14 protein-coding genes are annotated in these 20,553 nt (G+C 68.7%); 12 read left to right on the plus strand and 2 right to left on the minus strand.

Annotated elements, in window-relative coordinates; all coding sequences use genetic code 11:
* The first annotated feature begins 1 nt into the window (after nucleotide 1).
* From ACW5DW_RS04950 to ACW5DW_RS04960, 3 genes are read left to right on the plus strand one after another with little or no spacing between them, the layout of a single operon-like run.
* A complete protein-coding gene (locus tag ACW5DW_RS04950) occupies nucleotides 2–1,759 on the plus strand; it encodes a glycoside hydrolase family 43 protein (RefSeq protein ID WP_457017646.1) in 1,758 nt (585 codons plus the stop codon).
* Nucleotides 1,760–1,782: 23 nt separating this feature from the next.
* Nucleotides 1,783–4,530 (plus strand): glycoside hydrolase family 3 C-terminal domain-containing protein, encoded by a 2,748-nt coding sequence (locus tag ACW5DW_RS04955; protein ID WP_457017647.1) that lies wholly within the window; start codon nucleotides 1,783–1,785, stop codon nucleotides 4,528–4,530.
* Complete coding sequence (locus tag ACW5DW_RS04960) at nucleotides 4,527–6,050, plus strand: mannitol dehydrogenase family protein (protein ID WP_457017648.1); 1,524 nt, start codon at nucleotides 4,527–4,529, stop codon at nucleotides 6,048–6,050. Before ACW5DW_RS04955 ends, ACW5DW_RS04960 begins: the two co-directional genes overlap by 4 nt.
* On the opposite strand, the gene ACW5DW_RS04965 is transcribed toward ACW5DW_RS04960, so the two are convergent.
* Nucleotides 6,041–7,132 (minus strand): SMP-30/gluconolactonase/LRE family protein, encoded by a 1,092-nt coding sequence (locus tag ACW5DW_RS04965; RefSeq protein ID WP_457017649.1) that lies wholly within the window; start codon nucleotides 7,130–7,132, stop codon nucleotides 6,041–6,043. The genes ACW5DW_RS04960 and ACW5DW_RS04965 overlap by 10 nt on opposite strands.
* 275 nt (nucleotides 7,133–7,407) lie before the next feature.
* Here ACW5DW_RS04965 and ACW5DW_RS04970 point away from each other — a divergent pair, with 275 nt between their 5' ends.
* The 4 genes from ACW5DW_RS04970 (at nucleotide 7,408) to ACW5DW_RS04985 (ending at nucleotide 14,519) form a co-directional block, all read left to right on the plus strand.
* A complete protein-coding gene (locus ACW5DW_RS04970; RefSeq protein WP_457017650.1) occupies nucleotides 7,408–8,220 on the plus strand; it encodes a fumarylacetoacetate hydrolase family protein in 813 nt (270 codons plus the stop codon).
* 145 nt (nucleotides 8,221–8,365) lie between these two features.
* Nucleotides 8,366–10,384 carry a YjhG/YagF family D-xylonate dehydratase gene (locus tag ACW5DW_RS04975; RefSeq protein ID WP_457017651.1) on the plus strand — a complete coding sequence of 673 codons (2,019 nt, stop codon included), beginning with the start codon at nucleotides 8,366–8,368 and terminating at the stop codon, nucleotides 10,382–10,384.
* A 183-nt stretch (nucleotides 10,385–10,567) separates the two neighbouring features.
* On the plus strand, nucleotides 10,568–11,878 hold the full coding sequence (locus ACW5DW_RS04980) for a GntT/GntP/DsdX family permease (RefSeq protein ID WP_457017652.1): 1,311 nt from the start codon (nucleotides 10,568–10,570) through the stop codon (nucleotides 11,876–11,878).
* Between the two features lie 67 nt (nucleotides 11,879–11,945).
* On the plus strand, nucleotides 11,946–14,519 hold the full coding sequence (locus ACW5DW_RS04985) for a glycosyl hydrolase 115 family protein (RefSeq protein ID WP_457017653.1): 2,574 nt from the start codon (nucleotides 11,946–11,948) through the stop codon (nucleotides 14,517–14,519).
* A 157-nt stretch (nucleotides 14,520–14,676) separates the two neighbouring features.
* On the opposite strand, the gene ACW5DW_RS04990 is transcribed toward ACW5DW_RS04985, so the two are convergent.
* Nucleotides 14,677–15,021 carry a hypothetical protein gene (locus ACW5DW_RS04990; protein WP_457017654.1) on the minus strand — a complete coding sequence of 115 codons (345 nt, stop codon included), beginning with the start codon at nucleotides 15,019–15,021 and terminating at the stop codon, nucleotides 14,677–14,679.
* 90 nt (nucleotides 15,022–15,111) lie between these two features.
* Between ACW5DW_RS04990 and ACW5DW_RS04995 the strand changes: the two genes are divergently transcribed.
* The 5 genes from ACW5DW_RS04995 to kdpC all read left to right on the plus strand — a co-directional run bounded on the left by ACW5DW_RS04995 (nucleotide 15,112) and on the right by kdpC (nucleotide 20,527).
* Nucleotides 15,112–15,834, plus strand: coding sequence for a TorF family putative porin (locus ACW5DW_RS04995; protein ID WP_457017655.1), 723 nt, complete (start codon nucleotides 15,112–15,114; stop codon nucleotides 15,832–15,834).
* Nucleotides 15,835–15,844: 10 nt separating this feature from the next.
* Entirely contained in the window at nucleotides 15,845–15,937 is a 93-nt protein-coding gene (locus ACW5DW_RS05000) for a potassium-transporting ATPase subunit F (protein WP_457017656.1), read from the plus strand.
* A 47-nt stretch (nucleotides 15,938–15,984) separates the two neighbouring features.
* A complete protein-coding gene (gene kdpA / locus ACW5DW_RS05005) occupies nucleotides 15,985–17,778 on the plus strand; it encodes a potassium-transporting ATPase subunit KdpA (protein WP_457017657.1) in 1,794 nt (597 codons plus the stop codon).
* Nucleotides 17,779–17,789: 11 nt separating this feature from the next.
* On the plus strand, nucleotides 17,790–19,859 hold the full coding sequence (gene kdpB, locus ACW5DW_RS05010) for a potassium-transporting ATPase subunit KdpB (protein WP_457017658.1): 2,070 nt from the start codon (nucleotides 17,790–17,792) through the stop codon (nucleotides 19,857–19,859).
* 80 nt (nucleotides 19,860–19,939) lie between these two features.
* On the plus strand, nucleotides 19,940–20,527 hold the full coding sequence (kdpC, locus tag ACW5DW_RS05015; protein WP_457017659.1) for a potassium-transporting ATPase subunit KdpC: 588 nt from the start codon (nucleotides 19,940–19,942) through the stop codon (nucleotides 20,525–20,527).
* Nucleotides 20,528–20,553 lie beyond the last annotated feature (26 nt).

A 20,553-nucleotide genomic window follows, 5' to 3' on the forward strand; every position in this document is an offset into this window, starting at 1 on the left:
GATGAGCATCCGCAACACACGCCGCGCCCGGCTGGGCAACACCAACCGCATCCTCGCCACCGGCATTGCCGCGCTGCTGCTGGCCGCCTGCGGCAACGAGCCTGCGGCGCACGCCGCCGCCGCCGTCGACGGATCCGATGCGCCAGCGCCCGTCCATTTCGACTGGTTCGAATACACCGGGCGCGACGCCGCTTTCGAGGCGCCGGTGCCCGAGGGCAGCTTCCGCAATCCCGTGCTGGCCGGCTTCCATTCCGACCCGAGCGTGGTCGCCGCCAACGGCAAGTTCTACCTGGTGGCCTCGACCTTCACCTTCTTCCCCGGCATCCCCGTGTTCGAAAGCGAGGACCTGGTCCACTGGAAGCAGGTCGGCAATGCCATCCATCGGCCGGAGCAGCTGGATTTCGACGGCCTCGGCGTGTCGCGCGGCGTGTTCGCGCCGGCCATCGAGTTCCATGACGGCACCTTCTACGTGGTCAACACCTCGGTCGACGCCGGCGGCAACTTCATCGTCACCGCCACCGATCCGGCCGGGCCGTGGTCCGATCCGGTCTGGCTGCCGGGCATCGGCGGTATCGATCCGTCGCTGTTCTTCGACGACGATGGCAAGGTCTACATCCTCAACAACGATGAGCCTGCGGTGCCGGTGCGCTACGACGGCCATCGCGCGATCTGGCTGCAGGAGATCGACATTGCCAACGGCAAGCCGTTCGGCCCGCGCAAGGTGCTGATCGACGGCGGCGTGAAGCCCGACGAGAACCCGATCTGGATTGAAGGCCCGCACATCTACAAGGTCGACGGCTGGTACTACCTCAACAACGCCGAGGGCGGCACCGGGCCGCAGCATTCGCAGGTCATCCTGCGCAGCCGCGACGTCTGGGGCCCATACCAGCCTTACGAAAACAACCCGATCCTCACCCAGCGCGACCTTGATCCCAATCGGCCGCTGCCGATCACCAACGCCGGCCACGCCGACCTGGTGCAGGGGCCCGACGGCAGCTGGTGGGCGACCTTCCTGGCCAGCCGCAACTACGGCGTCGACCACTACAACACCGGACGCGAGGCCTTCCTGCTGCCGGTCACCTGGAAGGACGGGTGGCCGGTGATCCTGCCGGACGGCGAAAAAATTCCCTATGTACTGCCCGGGCCGTCTTTCATGAAGAAGCCGGCGGACCAGGCGCCGATGACCGGCAACTTCACCTGGCGCGACGAGTTCGACACGGTCGAACTGGGCACCGGCTGGATGACGCCGCGCGTGCCCAAGACGCAGTGGTACGACGGCAGCTCGCGTCCGGGCTGGCTCGCGATCCAGCCGCTGGCAGAGCGGCTCGACACGCTGGTCAATCCCGCGTTCTACGCGCGTCGCCAGCAGCACCAGGTGTTCGAGGCCAGCACCGCCATGGAGTTGCCCGCAGCGGGCGTGGCGGCAGGCCTGGCCGCGTTCCAGGGTGAGACGCACTGGTACTTCCTCGGCGTGCGCCGCGACGGCGAGCAGGGCGTGGAGGTGTTCCTGGAGAAGAAGGCGGGCGAGGGCGACGTCGAGGTGGTGGCGACGCACTCGGCCGACGCGGCGGAGCTGTTCACCCTGCACATCGAAGGCAACGAAGGGACCTACGGCTTCGGCTTCGACGCCGGCGACGGCAAGGGCGTGCAGTGGCTGGTGCGCGATGCCGACGGCACGATCCTGAGCACCGACGTGGCCGGCGGATTCGTCGGCGCGACCATCGGCCCGCATGCGCGCGACGAACGCGCCGCGCAATGAAACGACCTGGGAGGGTAGGGGACATGCGAGTACACGAAACACACGCGCCGGCAAGGCGCGCCAACCCGGCGCGGCGCACGCTGGTCCGCGGCTGCGCGATCGCGCTGCTGGCCGCGCTGCCGGCGCTCGGCGTGCAGGCCGATGACGGCAATCGGCCCTGGCTGGACACCTCGAAGCCCTTCGAGGAACGCGCCGCGGCGCTGGTGTCGCGGATGACGCTGGAGGAAAAAGCCGCGCAGATGCAGAACGACTCGCCGGCGATCGAACGGCTCGGCCTGTCCGAGTACGAGTGGTGGAACGAGGCCCTGCACGGCGTTGCCCGCGCCGGCGCGGCGACCGTGTTTCCGCAGGCGATCGGCATGGCCGCGAGCTTCGACGTGTCGCTGATGGACCAGGTCTCGAAGACCATCAGCGACGAGGCGCGCGCCAAGCACCACGAGTTCTTCCGCAACGGCCAGCACGGCCGCTACCAGGGCCTGACCTTCTGGTCGCCCAACATCAACATCTTCCGCGATCCGCGCTGGGGCCGTGGCCAGGAAACCTACGGCGAGGATCCCTACCTCACCGCGCGCATGGGCATCTCGTTCGTGCGCGGGCTGCAGGGTGTCGCGCCCGATGGCTCACTGCTGCCCGAATCGCAGGGCGGCAAGTACCGCAAGCTCGACGCCACCGCCAAGCACCTGGCCGTGCACAGCGGCCCCGAGGCCGACCGCCACACCTTCGACGTGCACCCCTCGCGCCGCGACCTGTGGGAAACCTACCTGCCCGCATTCGAGGCGCTGGTGAAGGAGGGTCAGGTCAAGGCGGTGATGGGTGCCTACAACCGCGTGTACGGCGAGTCGGCCAGTGGCAGCAAGTTCCTGTTGCGCGACATCCTGCGCGAGCAGTGGGGTTTCAAGGGCTACGTGATGTCCGACTGCTGGGCGATCGTGGATATCTGGCAGAACCACAAGATCGTCGCCACGCCCGAGGAAGCGGCAGCGCTGGCGGTGCGCAACGGCACCGAACTCAACTGCGGCAGCACCTATGCCGAGCACCTGCCGGTGGCGGTGCGCAAGGGCCTGATCAGCGAGGCCGCGCTGGACGATGCGCTGACCCGGCTGATGACCACGCGCATGGAACTGGGCATGTTCGACCCGGCTGACCAGGTGCCGTGGGCGCAGACGCCTTATTCGGTCAACCAGGCGCCCGCGCACGACGCGCTGGCGCGGCGCGCAGCGCAGCAATCGATCGTGCTGCTGAAGAACGAGGGCGTGCTGCCGCTGTCGAAGGACATCCGTCGCCTCGCCGTCATCGGCCCGACCGCGGATGACACCATGTCGCTGCTGGGCAACTACTACGGCACGCCGTCCGATCCGGTGACCGTGCTGCGCGGCATCCGCGAGGCACTGCCCAACACGGAAGTGGTGTATGCGCGCGGTGCCGACCTTGTCGAAGGACGCGAGGATCCGGCCGCCACGCCCCTGGTCGAGCCGCAGTACCTGCGCCCGGAGGCCGGTTCCAACGAACGCGGCCTGCGCGGCGAGTACTTCCGCAACCCCGACCTGTCCGGCGAGCCGGTGCTGGCGCGCGTCGATGCGCAGATCGGTTTCCGCTGGGACCGCGGTTCGCCCACCGACAACCTGATGGCGCGCGGCGAGGCTGGTCCCGACAACGCCGTGCCCAACGAGAACTTCAGCATCCGCTGGAGCGGGCAGCTGCTGCCGCCGGTGGACGGTCGTTATCGCCTGGAAGCCGGTGCCAACGACGGCTTCCGCCTGTACCTGGACGGCAAGCTGGTGCTCGACCACTGGGAAGACGCCGAACGCCTGCGCGCGGAAAGCGTCGAACTCGACCTGGAAGGCGGGCGCGCCTACGACATCCGGCTCGAGTACTACGAGCGCGAGCGCGACGCGAGCGTGCGCCTGGCCTGGGACCTGCCCGGCGCCAAGCCCGCTTTCGACGAAGCGATCGCCGCGGCGCAGGGCGCCGATGCCGTGGTGTTCGTCGGCGGCCTGACCGGCGACGTGGAAGGCGAGGAGATGAAGGTCGACTTCCCCGGCTTCACCGGCGGCGACCGTACCGACATCCGCCTGCCCGCCACCCAGCAGAAGTTGCTCGAGGCCCTGCATGCGACCGGCAAGCCGGTGGTGCTGGTGCTGACCGCAGGCTCGGCGCTGGGCGTGGACTGGGCCAAGGCCAACCTGCCGGCGATCATGGTGGCCTGGTATCCGGGCCAGCGCGGCGGCAACGCGGTGGCCGACGTGCTGTTCGGCGACGTCAGCCCGGCCGGGCGCCTGCCGGTCACGTTCTACAGCGCGGACGAAAAGCTGCCCGCGTTCGACGACTACGACATGGCAAACCGCACTTACCGCTACTTCGGCGGCAAGCCGCTGTACCCGTTCGGCCACGGGCTGTCGTACACCACATTCGACTACCGCGACCTGCGGCTGGACCGCGACCGCGCCGGCGTCGACGACACGCTCACCGCGACAGTGACCGTGCGCAACAGCGGACAGCGCGCCAGCGACGAGGTCGTGCAGCTTTACCTGCGGCCACTGGCACCGATGCGCGAGCGTGCGCTGCGCGAGCTGCGCGGCTTCCAGCGCGTGCACCTGGCACCGGGCGAATCGCGCGAGCTGAGTTTCGACTTCATCCCGTCGCGCGACCTGCGCCACTACGACGAGGCCGCCGGCGGCTACGCGGTCGACCCCGGCCGCTATGCGGTGGAAGTGGGTGCGTCCAGCCAGGACCTGCGCATCGGCAGCCAGTTCGAGGTGGAAGCGCCGTGAACCCCGCAGCTGGTGTGCAGACGCAGGCCGATGCGCGCGCGGGCCTGCCGCGGCTGGCCACGGCCACGCTCGCATCGCTGCCGGCGCAGGTGCTGCGCCCGGACTACGATCGTGAGGCCACGTGCATCGGCGTGGTCCACTTCGGCCCGGGCGCGTTCCACCGCGCGCACCAGGCGGTGTACCTGGACGACCTGCTGGCCGCGGAGCCGGACTGGGCGATCAGCGCGGTCTCGCTGCACAACCCGGGCGTGCGCGATGCGCTGCAGCCGCAAGACGGGCTGTACACGCTGGCGCTGCTCGGCGAGCAGCCGTCGCTGCGCGTAATCGGCTCGATCCGCGAGGTGCTGTGCGCGCCGCAGCAGCGCAAGGCGGTGATGTCGCGGCTGGTCGATCCGCAGGTGCGGCTGGTGACGTTGACCATCACCGAGAAGGGCTACTGCCTGTCGCGCGATGGCATCGATGCCGCGCATCCGGACATCGCCCGCGACCTGGCCTCGCCCGAGCAGCCGATCAGCGCCATCGGCTGGCTGGTGGCGGGCCTGCGCGAACGCCGCGAGCGCAGGCTGGCGCCGTACACCGTGCTCAGCTGTGACAACCTTGCCGACAACGGCGGGCGCCTGCGCCGCGCGGTACTGGACTACGCGCGCCGCATCGACCGCGGGCTGGCGGCCTGGATCGAGTCGGAGGTCGCATTTCCGCGCTCGATGGTCGACAGCATCACCCCCGCCAGCGACGACGCGCTGCGGGCACGCGTGTCCGCGGCGCTGGGCGTGGACGACGCCTGGCCCGTGCAGCGCGAGGCGTACACGCAGTGGGTGGTCGAAGACGATTTTCGCAGTGGCCGACCGCGGTTCGAGAACGCCGGCGTGGTGATGAGCGCCGACATCGTCGACTTCGACCGGGCCAAGCTGCGCCTGCTCAACGCCCCGCACTCTGCGCTGGCCTACCTCGGCTCGCTGATGCGCCTCGAAACCGTGGCCGATGCCATGCGCGAACCGGCGCTGGCCGGCTTCGTCGAGCGGCTGATGCGCGAGGACATCGTGCCGACGCTGTCGCTGCCGGCCGCATTTGATCCGGACAGCTATGTGGCTGCGATCCTGCAGCGCTTCCGCAATCCGGCCATCCGCCATCTGCTTGCGCAGATCGCCTGGGATGGCTCGCAGAAGATCCCGGTGCGCCTGCTTGGCACCATCGTCGATGCGCTGTCGGCCGGGCGCCGCATCGACCGGCTGTGCCTGCCGGTGGCCGGCTGGCTGCGCTTCGTCGTGCGCCAGTCACAGGTGGGCGCGACGCTGGTCGACCCGATGGAAGCAAAGCTCTCGCAGATCGGCCACGCCGCCACGGGCGATGCCGAGGAGGACGTTGCCGCGTTCCTGAAGATCGATGCGGTATTCGGCCCGCTCGCGGGCGATGCACGCTTCGCCGATGCGCTGCGCAAGGCCTATGCCGCGCTCGGGGACGGCGAGCCGGCGACGGTGGCGCATGCGCTCACCGTCGCCGCGGGGACGCCTCAGTCTTGAAAGCCCAGGCCCGTCACCTTCAGCGGTACGCGGGCCAGGAACTTGTGCGAGGTCATGTACAGCGTGCGGCCGTCGTCGCCGAAGGCTGCATTGGCAACGGCACTACCTGTTTCGATACGCCCCAGGCGCGTGCCGTCGGCGGCGAACACCAGCACGCCTCCGGGGCCGGTGGCGAACACCAGTCCCTCCGTGGATACCGCCAGCCCATCGGGCAGGCCCGGCGCATCATCACCGACCAGGTCGGAGGCATCGGCGAACTGGCGCTTGTCGACGACGTTGCCCGTCGCATCGAGCGTATAGGCCATCCAGATCGGGCGCTTGTCGTCGGAGTTGGCCACGTACAGGGTGTTGCCATCGGGCGAGAACGCGATGCCGTTGGGGCGATTCAGCGAATCGTCCAGCAGGTGCACGCTGCCATCGGCGTCGATGCGGTAGATGCCGTTGACCTTCTGCTCCTTGGCCGGCGAGTCGTCGCCGTCCTTGAGCCCGTAGGGCGGATCGGTGAAGAACACCGTGCCGTCGCCGCGCGCGATCACGTCGTTGGGGCTGTTGAAGCGCTTGCCTTCAAAGCTCTCGGCCAGCGTCGTGCGGGACTTGTCGGATGCATTGAAGCGGGCGATCAGGCGGTTGCCGGAATCGGCCAACAGCACACTGCCGTCGGCTTCGGTGAACAGGCCGTTGGCGCCGCCCTCGCGCAGCGTGTCGAGCGGCGGGCCGGCGTAACCCGAGGGATCGAGGAAGACCGACAGGCCGTCGGCCTGCGACCAGCGGTACATGCGGTTCTCGGGCACGTCGTTGAACAGCAGGTAGCCGCCACCATCGCGTACCCAGGTCGGACCTTCGGACCAGGTGAACTCGTCGCCGGTCAGCTTCTCGACACGCGCATCGGCGTCCGCGACGTCGGCGAAGGCCGCGTCGTAGGTGGTGAGCTGGCCGACGGTTTCGAAGCTGGCGGCCGTGGGCGGCTCGGCGGCAGCGGCATCGGCGTCGGTATTCGCGCTTGCGCTGTCGTCGCCTCCGGCCGTGCAGGCGGCAAGGCCGAGGGCGAGGGCGGCGGTCAGCAGCGAAGGAAGAAGTCGCATCGGCATGTCCTGTCTGGAAGTGTCGGAAGCAGCGCCGGCCTGCATGCGCAAGCCGGTCGCCATCGCGTGGCGCGTGCGCCGCATGGTGCGCGCGCGGGCGGCCTCTGTCGCAAGCCGCGTCCGCATCATAAGCGCTGCACACGATCGCGGCGCGGCACCTTTGAAGTTGCACGCGCAACCGTGGCCGCGCAATCGCGCTCGCGTTCGTACACCACGTTCCCCGGCGCGCGTGATCCCGAAACGCTTCCACCCACTGCCCCACGGAGCCAACACCGATGCACCCACTGCTGACCCGACACGCCACCACGGACGGCCCGCGCTGGGCAATTGACGGCCACTACCTGCCGCGCGAATTCTCGCTCTCGCGCTGGCTGGCGCTCGCGCCGGGTGAAGCCGCCGGTGCGCTCGATGCAGGCGATGAAGCGGCGGATGCACCGCTGCTTGCGCCGGTCGACGACGCGCAGGAAATCTGGGCCAGCGGCGTGACCTACCTCAGCAGCCGCATGGCGCGCGAGGCCGAGTCGCAGAGCGCGGACGTCTACCAGAAGGTCTACAGCGCCGAGCGGCCCGAGCTGTTCTTCAAGGCCACCGGCTGGCGTGCCTGCGGCCCTGGCGCGCCGATCCGCGTGCGCGCCGACAGCAGCTGGAACGTGCCCGAACCCGAGCTGGTGCTGGTGCTCGACTCGACGGGGCGCATCGTCGGCTACACCACCGGCAACGACGTATCCTCGCGCAGCATCGAGGGCGAGAACCCGCTGTACCTGCCGCAGGCCAAGGTCTACGACGGCTCCTGCGCGATCGGCCCGGGCATCCGCCTGTGCGATGCGGATGCGCTGCGCGACCTGCCGATCTCGCTGCAGATCCTGCGCGGCGGCACATCCGTGTTCTCCGGAGAGACCCGCAGCTCGCAGATCAAGCGTCGCTTGGAGGAACTCGCCGGCTGGCTGTTCCGCGAGCTGCGCCAGCCCGCAGGCGCCCTGCTGTTCACCGGCACCGGCATCGTCCCCGGCGAAGACTTCACCCTGCGCAGCGGCGACGTGGTGCGCATCGACATCGACGGCCTCGTCCTTGAGAACCCGGCCGAATGATCGTTGGCTGCCCGATCTCCCGCTCCGCTCCCTCCCCCGCCTGCGGGGGAGGGCCGGGGTGGGGGCGCACCGAAGCATCGAACCCGATCCCGCGCGCCCTGCCCAACGCGAATAATTGCCACTGCCTCGACCAAGAGGGGCAACCATGACCACTACCTCTTTCGACCCCATCTTCGGCGACGGCACCTCGCTCCTGCACACCCGCACCAGTGGCGAAGGCCCTGCCGGCAGCCTGCCGATCGACGCCGACACCCTGCGCGATGCACCCAGCGGCCACCTGTTCGGCATGACCCAGAACGCCGGCATGGGCTGGCGCGCATCCGAAGTCGCACGCGACCCGTACCTGATCCTCAGCACCCAGGGCGGCCTGCGCGCCGCGGACGGCAAGCCGGTCGCACTCGGCCTGCACACCGGCCACTGGGAACTCGACCAGATGGTGCGCGCCGCGGCAGAGACCCTGGCAGCGAAGGGCGGCCTGCCGTTCTCGGTCGCCTGCAGCGACCCCTGCGACGGCCGCACCCAGGGCACCACCGGCATGTTCGACAGCCTGCCCTACCGCAACGATGCGGCGATGGTGATGCGGCGCCTGGTGCGCTCGCTGCCCACGCGCCTGGGCGTGCTGGGCGTGGCCACCTGCGACAAGGGCCTGCCGGCGATGATGCTGGCGTTGGCCGGCTGCAGCGAACTGCCCGGCGTGATCGTGCCCGGCGGCGTGACCCTGCCGGCGCGCGACGCCGAAGACACCGCCGTGGTGCAGACCATCGGCGCACGCTTCGCGCATGGATTGATCGACCTTGAGCACGCGGCGGCGATGGGCTGCCGCGCCTGCGGCTCGCCCGGCGGCGGCTGCCAGTTCCTCGGCACGGCCGCGACCTCGCAGGTGATTGCCGAAGCGCTGGGCATGGCGCTGCCGCACAGCGCGCTGGCGCCCTCGGGCGAACCGGTCTGGCTCGACCTCGCGCGCCGCTCGGCGCTGGCGCTGATGCAGCTGGCGGGGCAGGGCAGGGCGATGTCGACGATCCTCACCCGCGAGGCATTCGACAACGCGCTGGTCGTGCACGCCGCGTTCGGCGGCTCGACCAACCTGCTGTTGCACGTGCCGGCGATCGCGCACGCGGCTGGTGTCGAGCGTCCCACGGTCGACGACTGGATCCGCGCCAACCGCGCCACCCCGCGCCTGGTCGATGCGTTGCCCAACGGGCCGCGTCATCATCCGACCGTGCAGGTGTTCATGGCCGGCGGCGTGCCCGAGGTGATGTTGCACCTGCGAAGCATGGGCCTGCTGCATCTCGACGTGGCGACGGTCAGCGGCCGCAGCCTCGGCGACAACCTCGACTGGTGGGAGCGCAGCGACGCGCGCCGCATTGCGCGCGAGCGCCTGCAAGAACTCGACGGTGTCGATCCCGCGCACGTCATCATGGGGCCGGATGCCGCGCGTGCGGCGGGGCTGTCGAGCGCGCTGGTGTTCCCGCGCGGCAACATCGCGCCGGAAGGCGCGGTGATCAAGGCCACTTCGATCGACGCATCCGTTGTCGACGCCGACAACGTCTATCGCCACAGCGGCCGCGCCCGCGTGTTTGCCAGCGAGCGCGACGCGATCCGCGCGATCAAGTCAAAGGGCGAGGGCGCGGTGGTGGCGGGTGATGTCATCGTGCTGGCCGGCTGCGGCCCGGCCGGCACCGGCATGGAGGAGACCTACCAGCTCACCTCCGCGCTCAAGCACCTGCCCTGGGGCAAGCACGTCGCGGTGATCACCGATGCGCGCTTTTCCGGCGTGTCCACCGGCGCCTGCATCGGCCATGTCGGTCCCGAGGCGCTTGCGGGTGGTCCGATCGGGCGACTGCGCGATGGCGACATCGTCCGCATCGAGATCGATCGCGGCCGGCTGGAAGGACGCATCGACTTCGTCGGCTGCGACCCGGACGCGCCGCTTGAACCGGTCGTGGCGGCCGCACTGCTCGACGCACGCGAACTGCATCCCGCCATCGCCCCGCATCCGCGCCTGCCCGCCGACACCCGCCTGTGGGCCGCGCTGCAGGACGCCGGCGGCGGCACCTGGGGCGGCTGCGTGTACGACGTCGACGCGATCATCGAAACGCTGCGCGCTGGGCGCGAGGCGCTGGCGAAGGAACACGGCAGCGCTGCACGCGACGCGGGCACATGAGTGGCGAGATTTCTCGCTTCGCTCGAAATGACAATCAAAAATTGTCATCCCAAACAACCTCCACATTGTCATCCCGAACAAAGTGAGGGATCTGCTCTTGCCCCCAAACCCGGCAAGACACCCACCGCCTCACACGATTGAAACCACCCAGGATCCACCCAGCCGCCGGGGAGGGCGCACCGCATGACCATGTTTCTGATCATCGCCGCGGCGATCGCGCTGCAGATCTTCCTGACCGCGCGCAAGCTCAGCCCGTTCCTGTCGCTGCTGATCGTCGCCATCCCGATGGGCCTGGCGCTCGGCATGTCGCCGCAGGAGCTGCTCAAGACCATCGACAACGGCGTCGGCAGCACGCTCGCCGGCCTGGCCCTGGTCATCGTGCTCGGCGCGGTCCTGGGCAAGGTGCTGGAAGAAAGCGGCGCGGCCGAGAGGATCGCCAACACCCTGGTCACGCGCTTTGGCGAGAAGAACATCCAGTGGGCGCTGCTGCTCACCGGCTTCCTGGTCGGCATCCCGCTGTACTTCAATGCCGGCTTCATCATCCTGGTGCCGTTGATCTTCTCGCTGGCGCGCAGGACCGGGCTGCCGATCCTCTACCTCGCCATCCCCACCGTCGCATCGCTCAGCACCACCCACTGCTTCCTGCCGCCGCATCCGGGGCCGGTGATCCTGGTCAACGCCTTCGGCGCCGACATGGGCGTCACCCTGCTGTACGGCATTCTCATGGCGATTCCAGCCGTGATCATCGCCGGGCCGTTCCTCGGCCGCCGCATGCAGCACATCAACCCGCCGCTGCTGGACCTGTTCGCGTCCTGCACCGGGCACAAGGAACTGCCGGGCACGTGGAGCTCGTTCCTGATCGCACTCTCGCCGGTGCTGCTGATCGGCCTGTCGGTGGCGGCCGACGGCCTGCTGCCCGACGGCATCACCCGGTCCGCGCTGCTGTTCCTCGGCAATCCCACGGTTGCCCTGCTGCTCTCGACCCTGGTTGCGTTCTGGTGGCTCGGCCACCGCCGCGGCGTCGACCTGCATACGCAGACGAAATGGCTCAACGCCGCCATCTCCGGCATCGCCGTGATCCTGCTCATCATCACCGCCGGCGGCGTGTTCAAGCAGGTGCTGGTCGACAGCGGCGTGGGCGCGACCATCGCATCGTTCAGCAGCACGTGGCAGATGCCGCCGCTGGTGTTCGCCTGGCTGGCCACCGCACTGCTGCGGGTGATGATCGGCTCGGCCACGGTGGCGGTGATCACCGCCGCAGGCATCGTCGGCCCCCTGATCGCAACCACCGGCGCCTCGCCGGAACTGATGGTGCTGGCAGTGGGCGCGGGCAGCGTGTTCGGCTCGCACGTCAACGACTCGGCGTTCTGGATGTTCAAGGAGTTCTTCAACCTGTCGATGAAGCAGACGTTCGCGTCATGGACGGTGATGGAGACGACGATCTCGATCGTGGGGCTGGCAGGTGTGCTGGTCCTTGAAATGCTGGTGGGCTGACGGCCACCTGTTTGCCTGAAGCAAGGCCGCAGCCGCGTAGCGGCGGATCTGAAAACGGAGCACGACAATGCAACACAAGCACCTGCTGACATTCCTGGGGACCCTGTGCTGCCTGTTGGGTCCAGGGCTCGCCGTCGCCTGCGATACGCCGGCATCCGTTTGCGATCGCGACACGGAGGGCAGCCTTGCCCTTATCGCGCAAGGCGTTCCCGCGACCGTGCTGATCGACGTCAACGCGGACTCCGCGGTCAGGCACGTGGCAGGGAACTTCGCCGAAGACCTCGGGCGCGTAGGCAGTCGCCGTGCAGAGGTGCTGACCGACGCCAGCCAGGCCAAGGGCCCGCTGGTGCTGATCGGCGTGGCGGGTGACAGTGCGCTGATCGATGGACTCGTTGCTGCAGGCAAGCTGGAGCTCGATCCGATCACGGCGCAGTGGGAGGCCTACCAGGTCGCGGTTGTCGATCAGCCCTGGCCCGGCACGCAGCGTGCGCTGGTGGTCGTCGGCTCCGACCGCCGTGGCGCAGTGTTCGGCACTTATGATCTGTCGGAGCGGATTGGCGTTACCCCGTGGTACTGGTTCGCCGACGTGCCGGTGCAGCGTCGATCCGTGGTCCATGTCACTGCCGGTGCACGAACCGACAGGCCAGGCGTGCGTTACCGCGGCTTCTTCATCAACGATGAGGACCCCGCCTTCAGCGGCTGGGCGAAGCAGCGCTTTGGCGGGATCAATGCCGAGATGTATGCCCACGTGTTCGAACTGCTCCTGCGGCTGAAGGGCAACTACCTCTGGCCTGCAATGTGGGCACCGAAGGCCTTCCACCTGGACGATGCGGACAATGCGCGTGTCGCCCACGAAATGGGGGTTGTGATGGGCACCTCCCATCACGAGCCGCTGACCCGGGCGCAATCTGAGTGGCACCGCCTCGAAGACGATCCTTCAACCGGCGGCGAATGGAACTACCAGACCAATGCCGAGAACCTGCGCGCCTTCTGGAAAGGAGGGCTCGAGCGCATGAAGGGCGCGGACGGCACGGACCCCCACGAGAATCTGCTGACGGTCGGCATGCGCGGCGACGGCGACGCGCCGATGAGCGAAGGCACGGCGACGGATCTGCTCCAGTCCATCGTGGCCGACCAGCGCGCGCTGATCGAGGAGGTCACCGGCAAGCCCGCCTCGCAGACGCCGCAGATGTGGGCCTTGTACAAGGAAGTGCAGGACTACTACGACGAAGGCATGACCGTGCCGGACGACGTCACCCTGCTGTTCTCCGACGACAACTGGGGACAGATCAGGCGGCTGCCGACCCGCGACCTCGATCGCGAGGGTGGTTTCGGCGTCTATTACCACTTCGACTACGTCGGCGTGCCGCGCAACTACAAGTGGATCAATACCAACCAGATCGAGAAGATCTGGCAGCAGATGGATCTGGCCCACGCGCGTGGCGCGCGAAACATCTGGATCGCGAACGTCGGTGACATCAAGCCCCTGGAGTACCCGCTCGAGTTCTTCATGGACATGGCCTGGGCACCGGAGAAGATGACGCCGCAAGCCTTGGCGGCCTATCCGGAAGTCTGGGCGACGCAACAATTCGGCGCCGACCTCGGAGCCGAGGTGGGAGAGCTGCTGACCCTGTACGCGAAGCTCTCGGCCCGGCGCAAGCCGGAGCTGGTGGACGAGAAGACCTATGCACTCGGCGAGATCCGTCCGGACGTGCTGGTGCGTGGCGAATGGAGCGGCGTGGTCGAGGACTGGCGCGCGCTGGTGGCCAAGCTCGATGCGGTGCGTCCACGCGTCGGTGGGGACGCGCAAGCGGCCTTCTTCCAGCTGGTCGAGTATCCGATCCTGGCGGTGTCCAACCTCTACGAGATGTATTACGCGACCGCGTGGAACCATCGTCTCGCTTCGCAGTTCGATCCGCGCGGCAACGTTTTCCTTGAACTGGCCGAGCGCGCCTACGCGCGCGATGCCGAACTGACGCGGCAATACCACGCGCTCAATGACGGCAAGTGGGACCAGATGATGTCGCAGGTCCACATGAACTACGTCATCTGGAACGATCCCACGCAGCACAATCCACCTGTGCTGATCCGCACCGCCGGCGATGTCCCGGAAAAGATGCGCGACGCCGAGGCGGTCTTCGTTGATCCCGAGACCGTGCCCGGCGTCATCGCCATCGAGGCGGCGGATTTCGCGCGCAACGTGGCAGCCGACGGCCTGGCCTGGACCCCGATCCAGAATCTGGGCCAGTCCCGCGCGGGCCTGGTGACGCTGCCCCAGGGGCGACCGACAACGGCGCCGCCGAGCGCGCCACGCGTCGAGTACGACGTCATCCTTCCGGAGAACCGCGGTGTCGAGGTCCGCCTCCGGCTCGCGCCAACCCTGGATACGACGGGCGGTGGCGGCGTTCGCATCGGCGTGTCGATCGATGACGGCGCCGTGCAGACGCTGGTGTCCGCACTCGAAGCCACGGGCGGCGGCGCGTCAACGCCGCAACAGCGGAACTGGTACCAGGCGGTGACGGAGAACCGTGTGGATCTTTCCGCGAACTTCGACGCGCTCGCGGCTGGCCGCCATACGGTCAAGGTCTGGCGACTGGACGACAACGCCATCGTGGAGGCGCTGGAAATCGTGCCCAGGTAGTCGGTGTCGGGCGATCTGTGGTCCGGATCCGGGCGCGCGGCCCTGCGCGCCCGGGTTCAAGGGCTGCTCTCCGGATGGGCCTGCCAACATCCGTCGACCCGTCGCGACGTTTGCACGCGACGGCGCCGGAGTGCGACAAGCCATCACTCCGCGGCTTTCAGAGGCCATGAATGGTGGCGATGAATCGTGCAATACGACTCATCGTATTCAATAAGCGGACCGTCGCATGGGCGCGGGCAGCGTGTTCGGGTCGCACGTCAACGACCCAGCGTCCTGGATGTTCAAGGAGTTCTTCAGCCTGTCGATGAAGCCGGCGTTGCTTCTTGGGCGGTGATGGAAATGACGAATTCCGTTGTGGGCCTGGGTGGCCTGCTGCTGCTGGGAATGCTGGCGGCTTGATAGCCTGGTCGCGCACGCCTCGTGATGGTCCGTTCAGATCGAAGCGGACAGTCGGATCTTTGCCCGGCGGTAACAGTAGTGGCTTTACGCTGAATTTACGCATCAAAGCCTCCGCGGAATAGAGGCTTTACGCGGTGTCGTCCCAGACTGGCGCCGTGGCCAATTCGGCCTCGTCGCCAGTCCCGGAACCCGCATGTCCCTGCATCTGCTTCGCCAGCGTGAAGCGTCGCTTCCGCTGTTCCTCGCCGCGTGTGCCGGCATCTTCAGCGCCACCCAGGGTGCGTCTGCCCACGCCGCCGAGTTGACCGGCAGCGCGGCGCTCACCACCGACTACGTGTTCCGCGGCATCAGCCAGACGCAGGGCGATCCGGCGATGCAGGCGGGCGCCAGGCTCGCGGCCGCGTCCGGCCTGTACGGCGCGGTCTGGGGCTCCACGGTCGAGTTCGCCGGCGACACTGGCGCGTCCAGCGAGATCGACTACGTGCTCGGCTGGGGCGGCAGCCTCGCGGATGACTGGGCGCTCGACGTGAGCGTGACCTGGTTCGATTACCCGGGTTCGCGCGCCGAGCTCGACTATCCCGAGCTGGTCGGCACGCTCACGCTGCGCGATGCCTGGTGGCTGACGGTTGGGTTTTCGCCGGACGTGTTCGCCAGCGACGGTAACGGCGTCTATGCGCAGCTCGGCGGCAAGTTCCCGGTCAACGACGCGCTTCGCCTGGAGGCGGCAGTCGCGCACTACGACCTCGACGATGCCTACGGCGACAGCTATTCGCACGCCCAGCTCGGTGCGGTGTGGGCGTTCAAGGCGCCGTTGGAGCTGCGCGTGACCGCGCACGGTACCGACGCATCGGCAAAGACGTTGTTCCCCGGACTTGCAGGCACGCGCATCGAAGCGGCCCTGCAGGCCTCGTTCTAGGAGCAGGACGATGCACGGCTGGCTTGCCATGGTGTGCGGTGTCGCGGTGGTGCTTGCCGCCGCGTATCTGCTGTACGTGATCCTGCGCCCCGAAGACTTCTGAGCGGCTCGAACGACGAGCGCGCCTGACCGCCAAATGGATGTAACCCAATGATCGAGACACTGCTGGTCCTGGCACTGGCGATCGGCCTTGCCTGGCCGCTCGGACACTATCTTGCGCATGTGATGCGCGGCGCGCCGTCCAGGCTGGACGGCGTGTTCGTGCCGGTCGAGCGCGCCGTCTATCGCGCCCTGGGCACGCGACCGGAGCGCGCCATGTCATGGCGTGGCTATGCCAAGGCGTTCGGGTTGAGCAACCTGGTGCTCGGCCTGCTGGTGTGGGCGCTGTTCATGACCCAAGCCTGGCTGCCGTTCAACCCCGACGCCATCCCCAACATGCGTTGGGACACCGCGCTGCACACCATGGTGTCGTTCCTGACCAACACCAACCAGCAGCACTATTCGGGACAGGCGCAGCTGAGCTATCTGTCGCAGATGGTCGGCATCGTCGGCCTGCAGGTGGTGACGCCAATGATGGGGCTGGCGGTGGTGGTGGCGACGCTGCGCGGCCTGTTCGGCGGGCGCGAGGCGATGGCGGCGGCGTCGGCGACGCCTGCCGCGACGACGCAGGACGCATCGGCGCCGCTGCAGGGGACGGGCGTTTCGCCGGCCCCGATCGCCACCGCCAGCGCCGCATCGGCGACGGCCGAACGCGACCTCGGCAACTACTGGGTCGACGTCACCCGCGCCACCTTGCGCTTCATGCTGCCGCTCTGCCTGTTGTGGACCGTGTTGCTCGTGGCGCAGGGCGTGCCCGCGACCTTCGATGCCGGGCCCACCGCGACGCCGCTCGACCCGAGTGTCGAGATGAAGCAACAGAAGATCCCGCTCGGTCCGGTCGCACCGATGGTCGCAGCCAAGCAGCTGGGCTCCAACGGCGGCGGCTGGTACGGCCCCAACAGCACCGTCGCGTTGGAGAACCCGACCCCGTTCTCGAACCTGCTCGAGCTGCTCGCGATCCTGCTGATCCCGGTCTCGGTCGTTTTCATGGTCGGCGCGTTCACCGGCCGCAGGCGGCTCACCGGCATGGTGTTCGGCACGATGCTGCTGATGTCGGTGGTTTCGACCGGCGCGGCCCTCTGGTCCGAGGCGCACTCGGCGACGTCTGCGGACATCGCGCTGATGGAGGGCAAGGAGGTGCGCCTGGGCGCCCAGTCGTCCGCCCTGTGGTCCACCATCACCACGCAGGTCAACAACGGTTCGGTCAACGCCATGCATGACTCGCTGGCGCCGCTCACCGGCGGCGTTGCGATGGTCAACATGCTGGTCAACTCGATCTGGGGCGGTGTCGGCTGCGGCCTGCAGCAGTTCCTGGTGTACCTGCTGCTGGCGGTGTTCCTCGCCGGATTGATGACCGGGCGCTCGCCGGAACTGTTCGGTCGCAGGATCGAGGCGCCGGAGGTGCGACTGCTGGCCCTGCTGATCCTGCTGCAGCCGCTGGTGGTGCTCGGCTTCACCGCGCTCACGCTGGCCTTGCCGCAGTTCACCGGCAACTCCAATCCAGGCTTCCACGGCATCAGCCAGGTGTTCTACGAGTACACCTCGGCATTCGCCAACAACGGCTCCGGCTTCGAGGGCCTGGGCGATGCCACGCATTGGTGGAACCTCACCTGCTCTGCCGCTCTCGCCCTTGGCCGGTTCCCCGCGCTGATCGTACCCCTCGCGGTGGCCGGCCTCATGGCCCGCAAGCGCGTCGCACCGCAAGGCAGCGGCACGCTGCAGGTCGAATCTCCGACCTTCGCATTGACCCTGGTGGCGGTGATCGTGGTGCTGACCATCCTGCAATTCATGCCCGCGCTGGTGCTCGGCCCGGTCGGCGACCACCTGACGCTCGTTGCGCGCTGAGGAAGACTGTAATGGACAAGACTGTGCCAATCCCCGCAACAACCCCGCGGCCCCGTCGCGATCGCGCCGCCGGTCTCGACGGCCCCGGCCTCCGCATCGCGATCCTCGAGGCCTTCCGCAAGCTCTCGCCGCGCCAGGCGATCCGCAGCCCGGTGATGGCCGTGGTGCTCCTCGGCACGGTGCTGGCCGCACTGATCACGGCAGCGGGGGCCGCACCGTTGGGCTTCGGTATCGCGGTGACCGCGATCCTGCTCACGACCGTGCTGTTCGGCAACTTCGCCGAGTCCGTGGCCGAGGCCCGTGGCCGCGGCCAGGCGGCATCGCTGCGGGCGGCACGCCGCGACCTGGTCGCGCGCAAGCTCGAGGACGGCACCGAGACCACGGTCACTGCCTCCGCGCTCCGGCGCGGCGACGAGGTCATCGTGTCGGCCGGCGAGCTCATCCCCGCCGATGGCGAGATCATCCGCGGCGTGGCCACCATCAACGAGTCGGCCGTCACCGGCGAATCCGCGCCGGTGCTGCGCGAGGCCGGTACCGACCGCTCGGGCGTGGTCGGTGGCACCACGGTGCTGTCCGACGAGATCGTGATCCGTGTCAGCGCCGAACCGGGCGGCAGCTTCCTCGACCGCATGATCGCCCTGGTCGAAGGCGCCAACCGGCAGAAGACGCCGAACGAGATCGCGCTGTCGATGCTGCTGGCGGCAATGACGCTGACGTTCCTGATCGTGGTCGCGACGCTGCCATTCCTGGCGGGCTTCGTCGGCGCCACGCTCGACCCGCTGCTGCTGATCGCGCTGCTGGTGTGCCTGATCCCGACCACGATCGGCGGCCTGCTGCCGGCGATCGGCATCGCCGGCATGAACCGCGCGCTGTCGGCGAACGTGCTGGCCAAGTCCGGCAAGGCGGTGGAGATCGCCGGCGACATCGACGTGCTCCTGCTCGACAAGACCGGCACGATCACCTTCGGCGACCGCCAGGCGACCGCATTCCACCCGATGGCCGGTGTCGACCGCGAGCGTTTGCGCGATGCCGCCATGCTCTCCTCGCTGGCCGACCCGACCCCCGAGGGCAAGTCGATCGTGCGCCTGGCCCTCGAGCAGCATGCGGTCCTCGTCGATCCGGAGCATGCCCGCTACCTGCAGTTCAGCGCACAGACGCGGATGTCCGGCGTCGACCTGCCCGGGGCGAACGGGCAACCGGACCGCGCGATCCGCAAGGGCGCCGGCGAGGCGATCGCCCGCCATGTCCGCGAACTCGGCGGCGACGTGCTGCCGGAGCTGACCGCGCGGGTCGACCAGGTGGCCCGCAGCGGCGCCACGCCGCTGGTGGTCGCCGACGGCCGCCACATCCTCGGCGTGGTCGAGCTGTCGGACGTGGTCAAGCGTGGCGTCAAGGAACGCTTCGCGAGGCTGCGCGCGATGGGCGTGCGCACGGTGATGATTACCGGCGACAACCCGCTCACCGCCGCGGCCATCGCCGCCGAAGCCGGCGTCGACGACTACATCGCCGAGGCCACGCCGGAGGACAAGCTCGCGCGCATCCGCGCCGAGCAGGCCGGCGGCAAGCTGGTGGCGATGGTCGGCGACGGCACCAACGACGCGCCCGCGCTGGCCCAGGCCGACGTCGGCCTGGCGATGAACTCCGGCACCCAGGCGGCGAAGGAAGCCGGCAACATGGTCGACCTGGATTCGGATCCTGCCAAACTGCTTGAAGTGGTCGAGGTCGGCAAGCAGCAGCTGATCACGCGCGGCGCGCTGACCACGTTCTCGCTGGCCAACGACGTCTCCAAGTACTTCGCGATCCTGCCTGCGCTGTTCGCCGCGGCGATCCCGTCGATGGCGGCGCTCGACGTGATGCAGCTGTCGAGCCCGCGCAACGCGGTGCTGGCGGCGCTCGTGTTCAACGCGCTGATCATCCCGGCACTGATCCCGTTGGCGCTGAAGGGCGTGCGCTTCAAGCCGGCCGGGGCGGCCGAGCTGCTGCGGCGGAACATGCTGGTCTACGGCCTCGGCGGCGTGCTGCTGCCGTTCGCGGCGATCAAGCTGATCGACCTGGCGCTGGCGGCGACGGTGGGCGTCTGACGGCCCGTCCGTCGCCCCGGTCACCCATCCCCATCAGCGTCTGCCGACGTTCGACCCCATCCTCTCGCGAGATCTGAACCATGAACTCCATCGCATCCATCGACGATCGCGTCTCCTTCCGTGCCGCATTCCTGTTTGCCGCCGTGGTGCTGCTCGGATTCGGCCTGCTCTACTCGCTGGCCGGCGCCGGCGCAGGCCGGATGCTGTTTCCGGCGCAGGCCACCGGCAGCCTGATCGAACGCGACGGCATCGTGGTCGGTTCGGTCTGGGTCGCCCAGCCGTTCGAGGGCGCAGGCTGGTTCCAGCCGCGCCCGTCGGCCGCCGGGTACGACCCGATGGCCGCGGCCGGCAGCAACCTGGCGCGCAGCAACCCCGACCTGCGCGTCCGCATCGACGCGACCATCGCGGCGGTGGCGCTGCGCGACGGCATCGCGCCGGCGGACGTGCCTGGAGATATGGCCACGCAGTCCGGCGGCGGCCTCGATCCGCACGTTTCGCCGCGCGGCGCGCAGGTACAGATCGCGCGGGTCGCGGCCGCGCGCGGACTCGATCCCGTCGAGGTGGGCGCACTGGTGGCCGCGCACACCGAAGCGGCGCAGTTCGGCGTCCTCGGCCAGCCACGCGTCAACGTATTGCGCCTGAACCTCGCGCTCGACGCGTTGCGATGATCGCGCTGGCGGCGTCGACGCTGTGA

Source organism: Luteimonas sp. A482 (assembly GCF_054072655.1).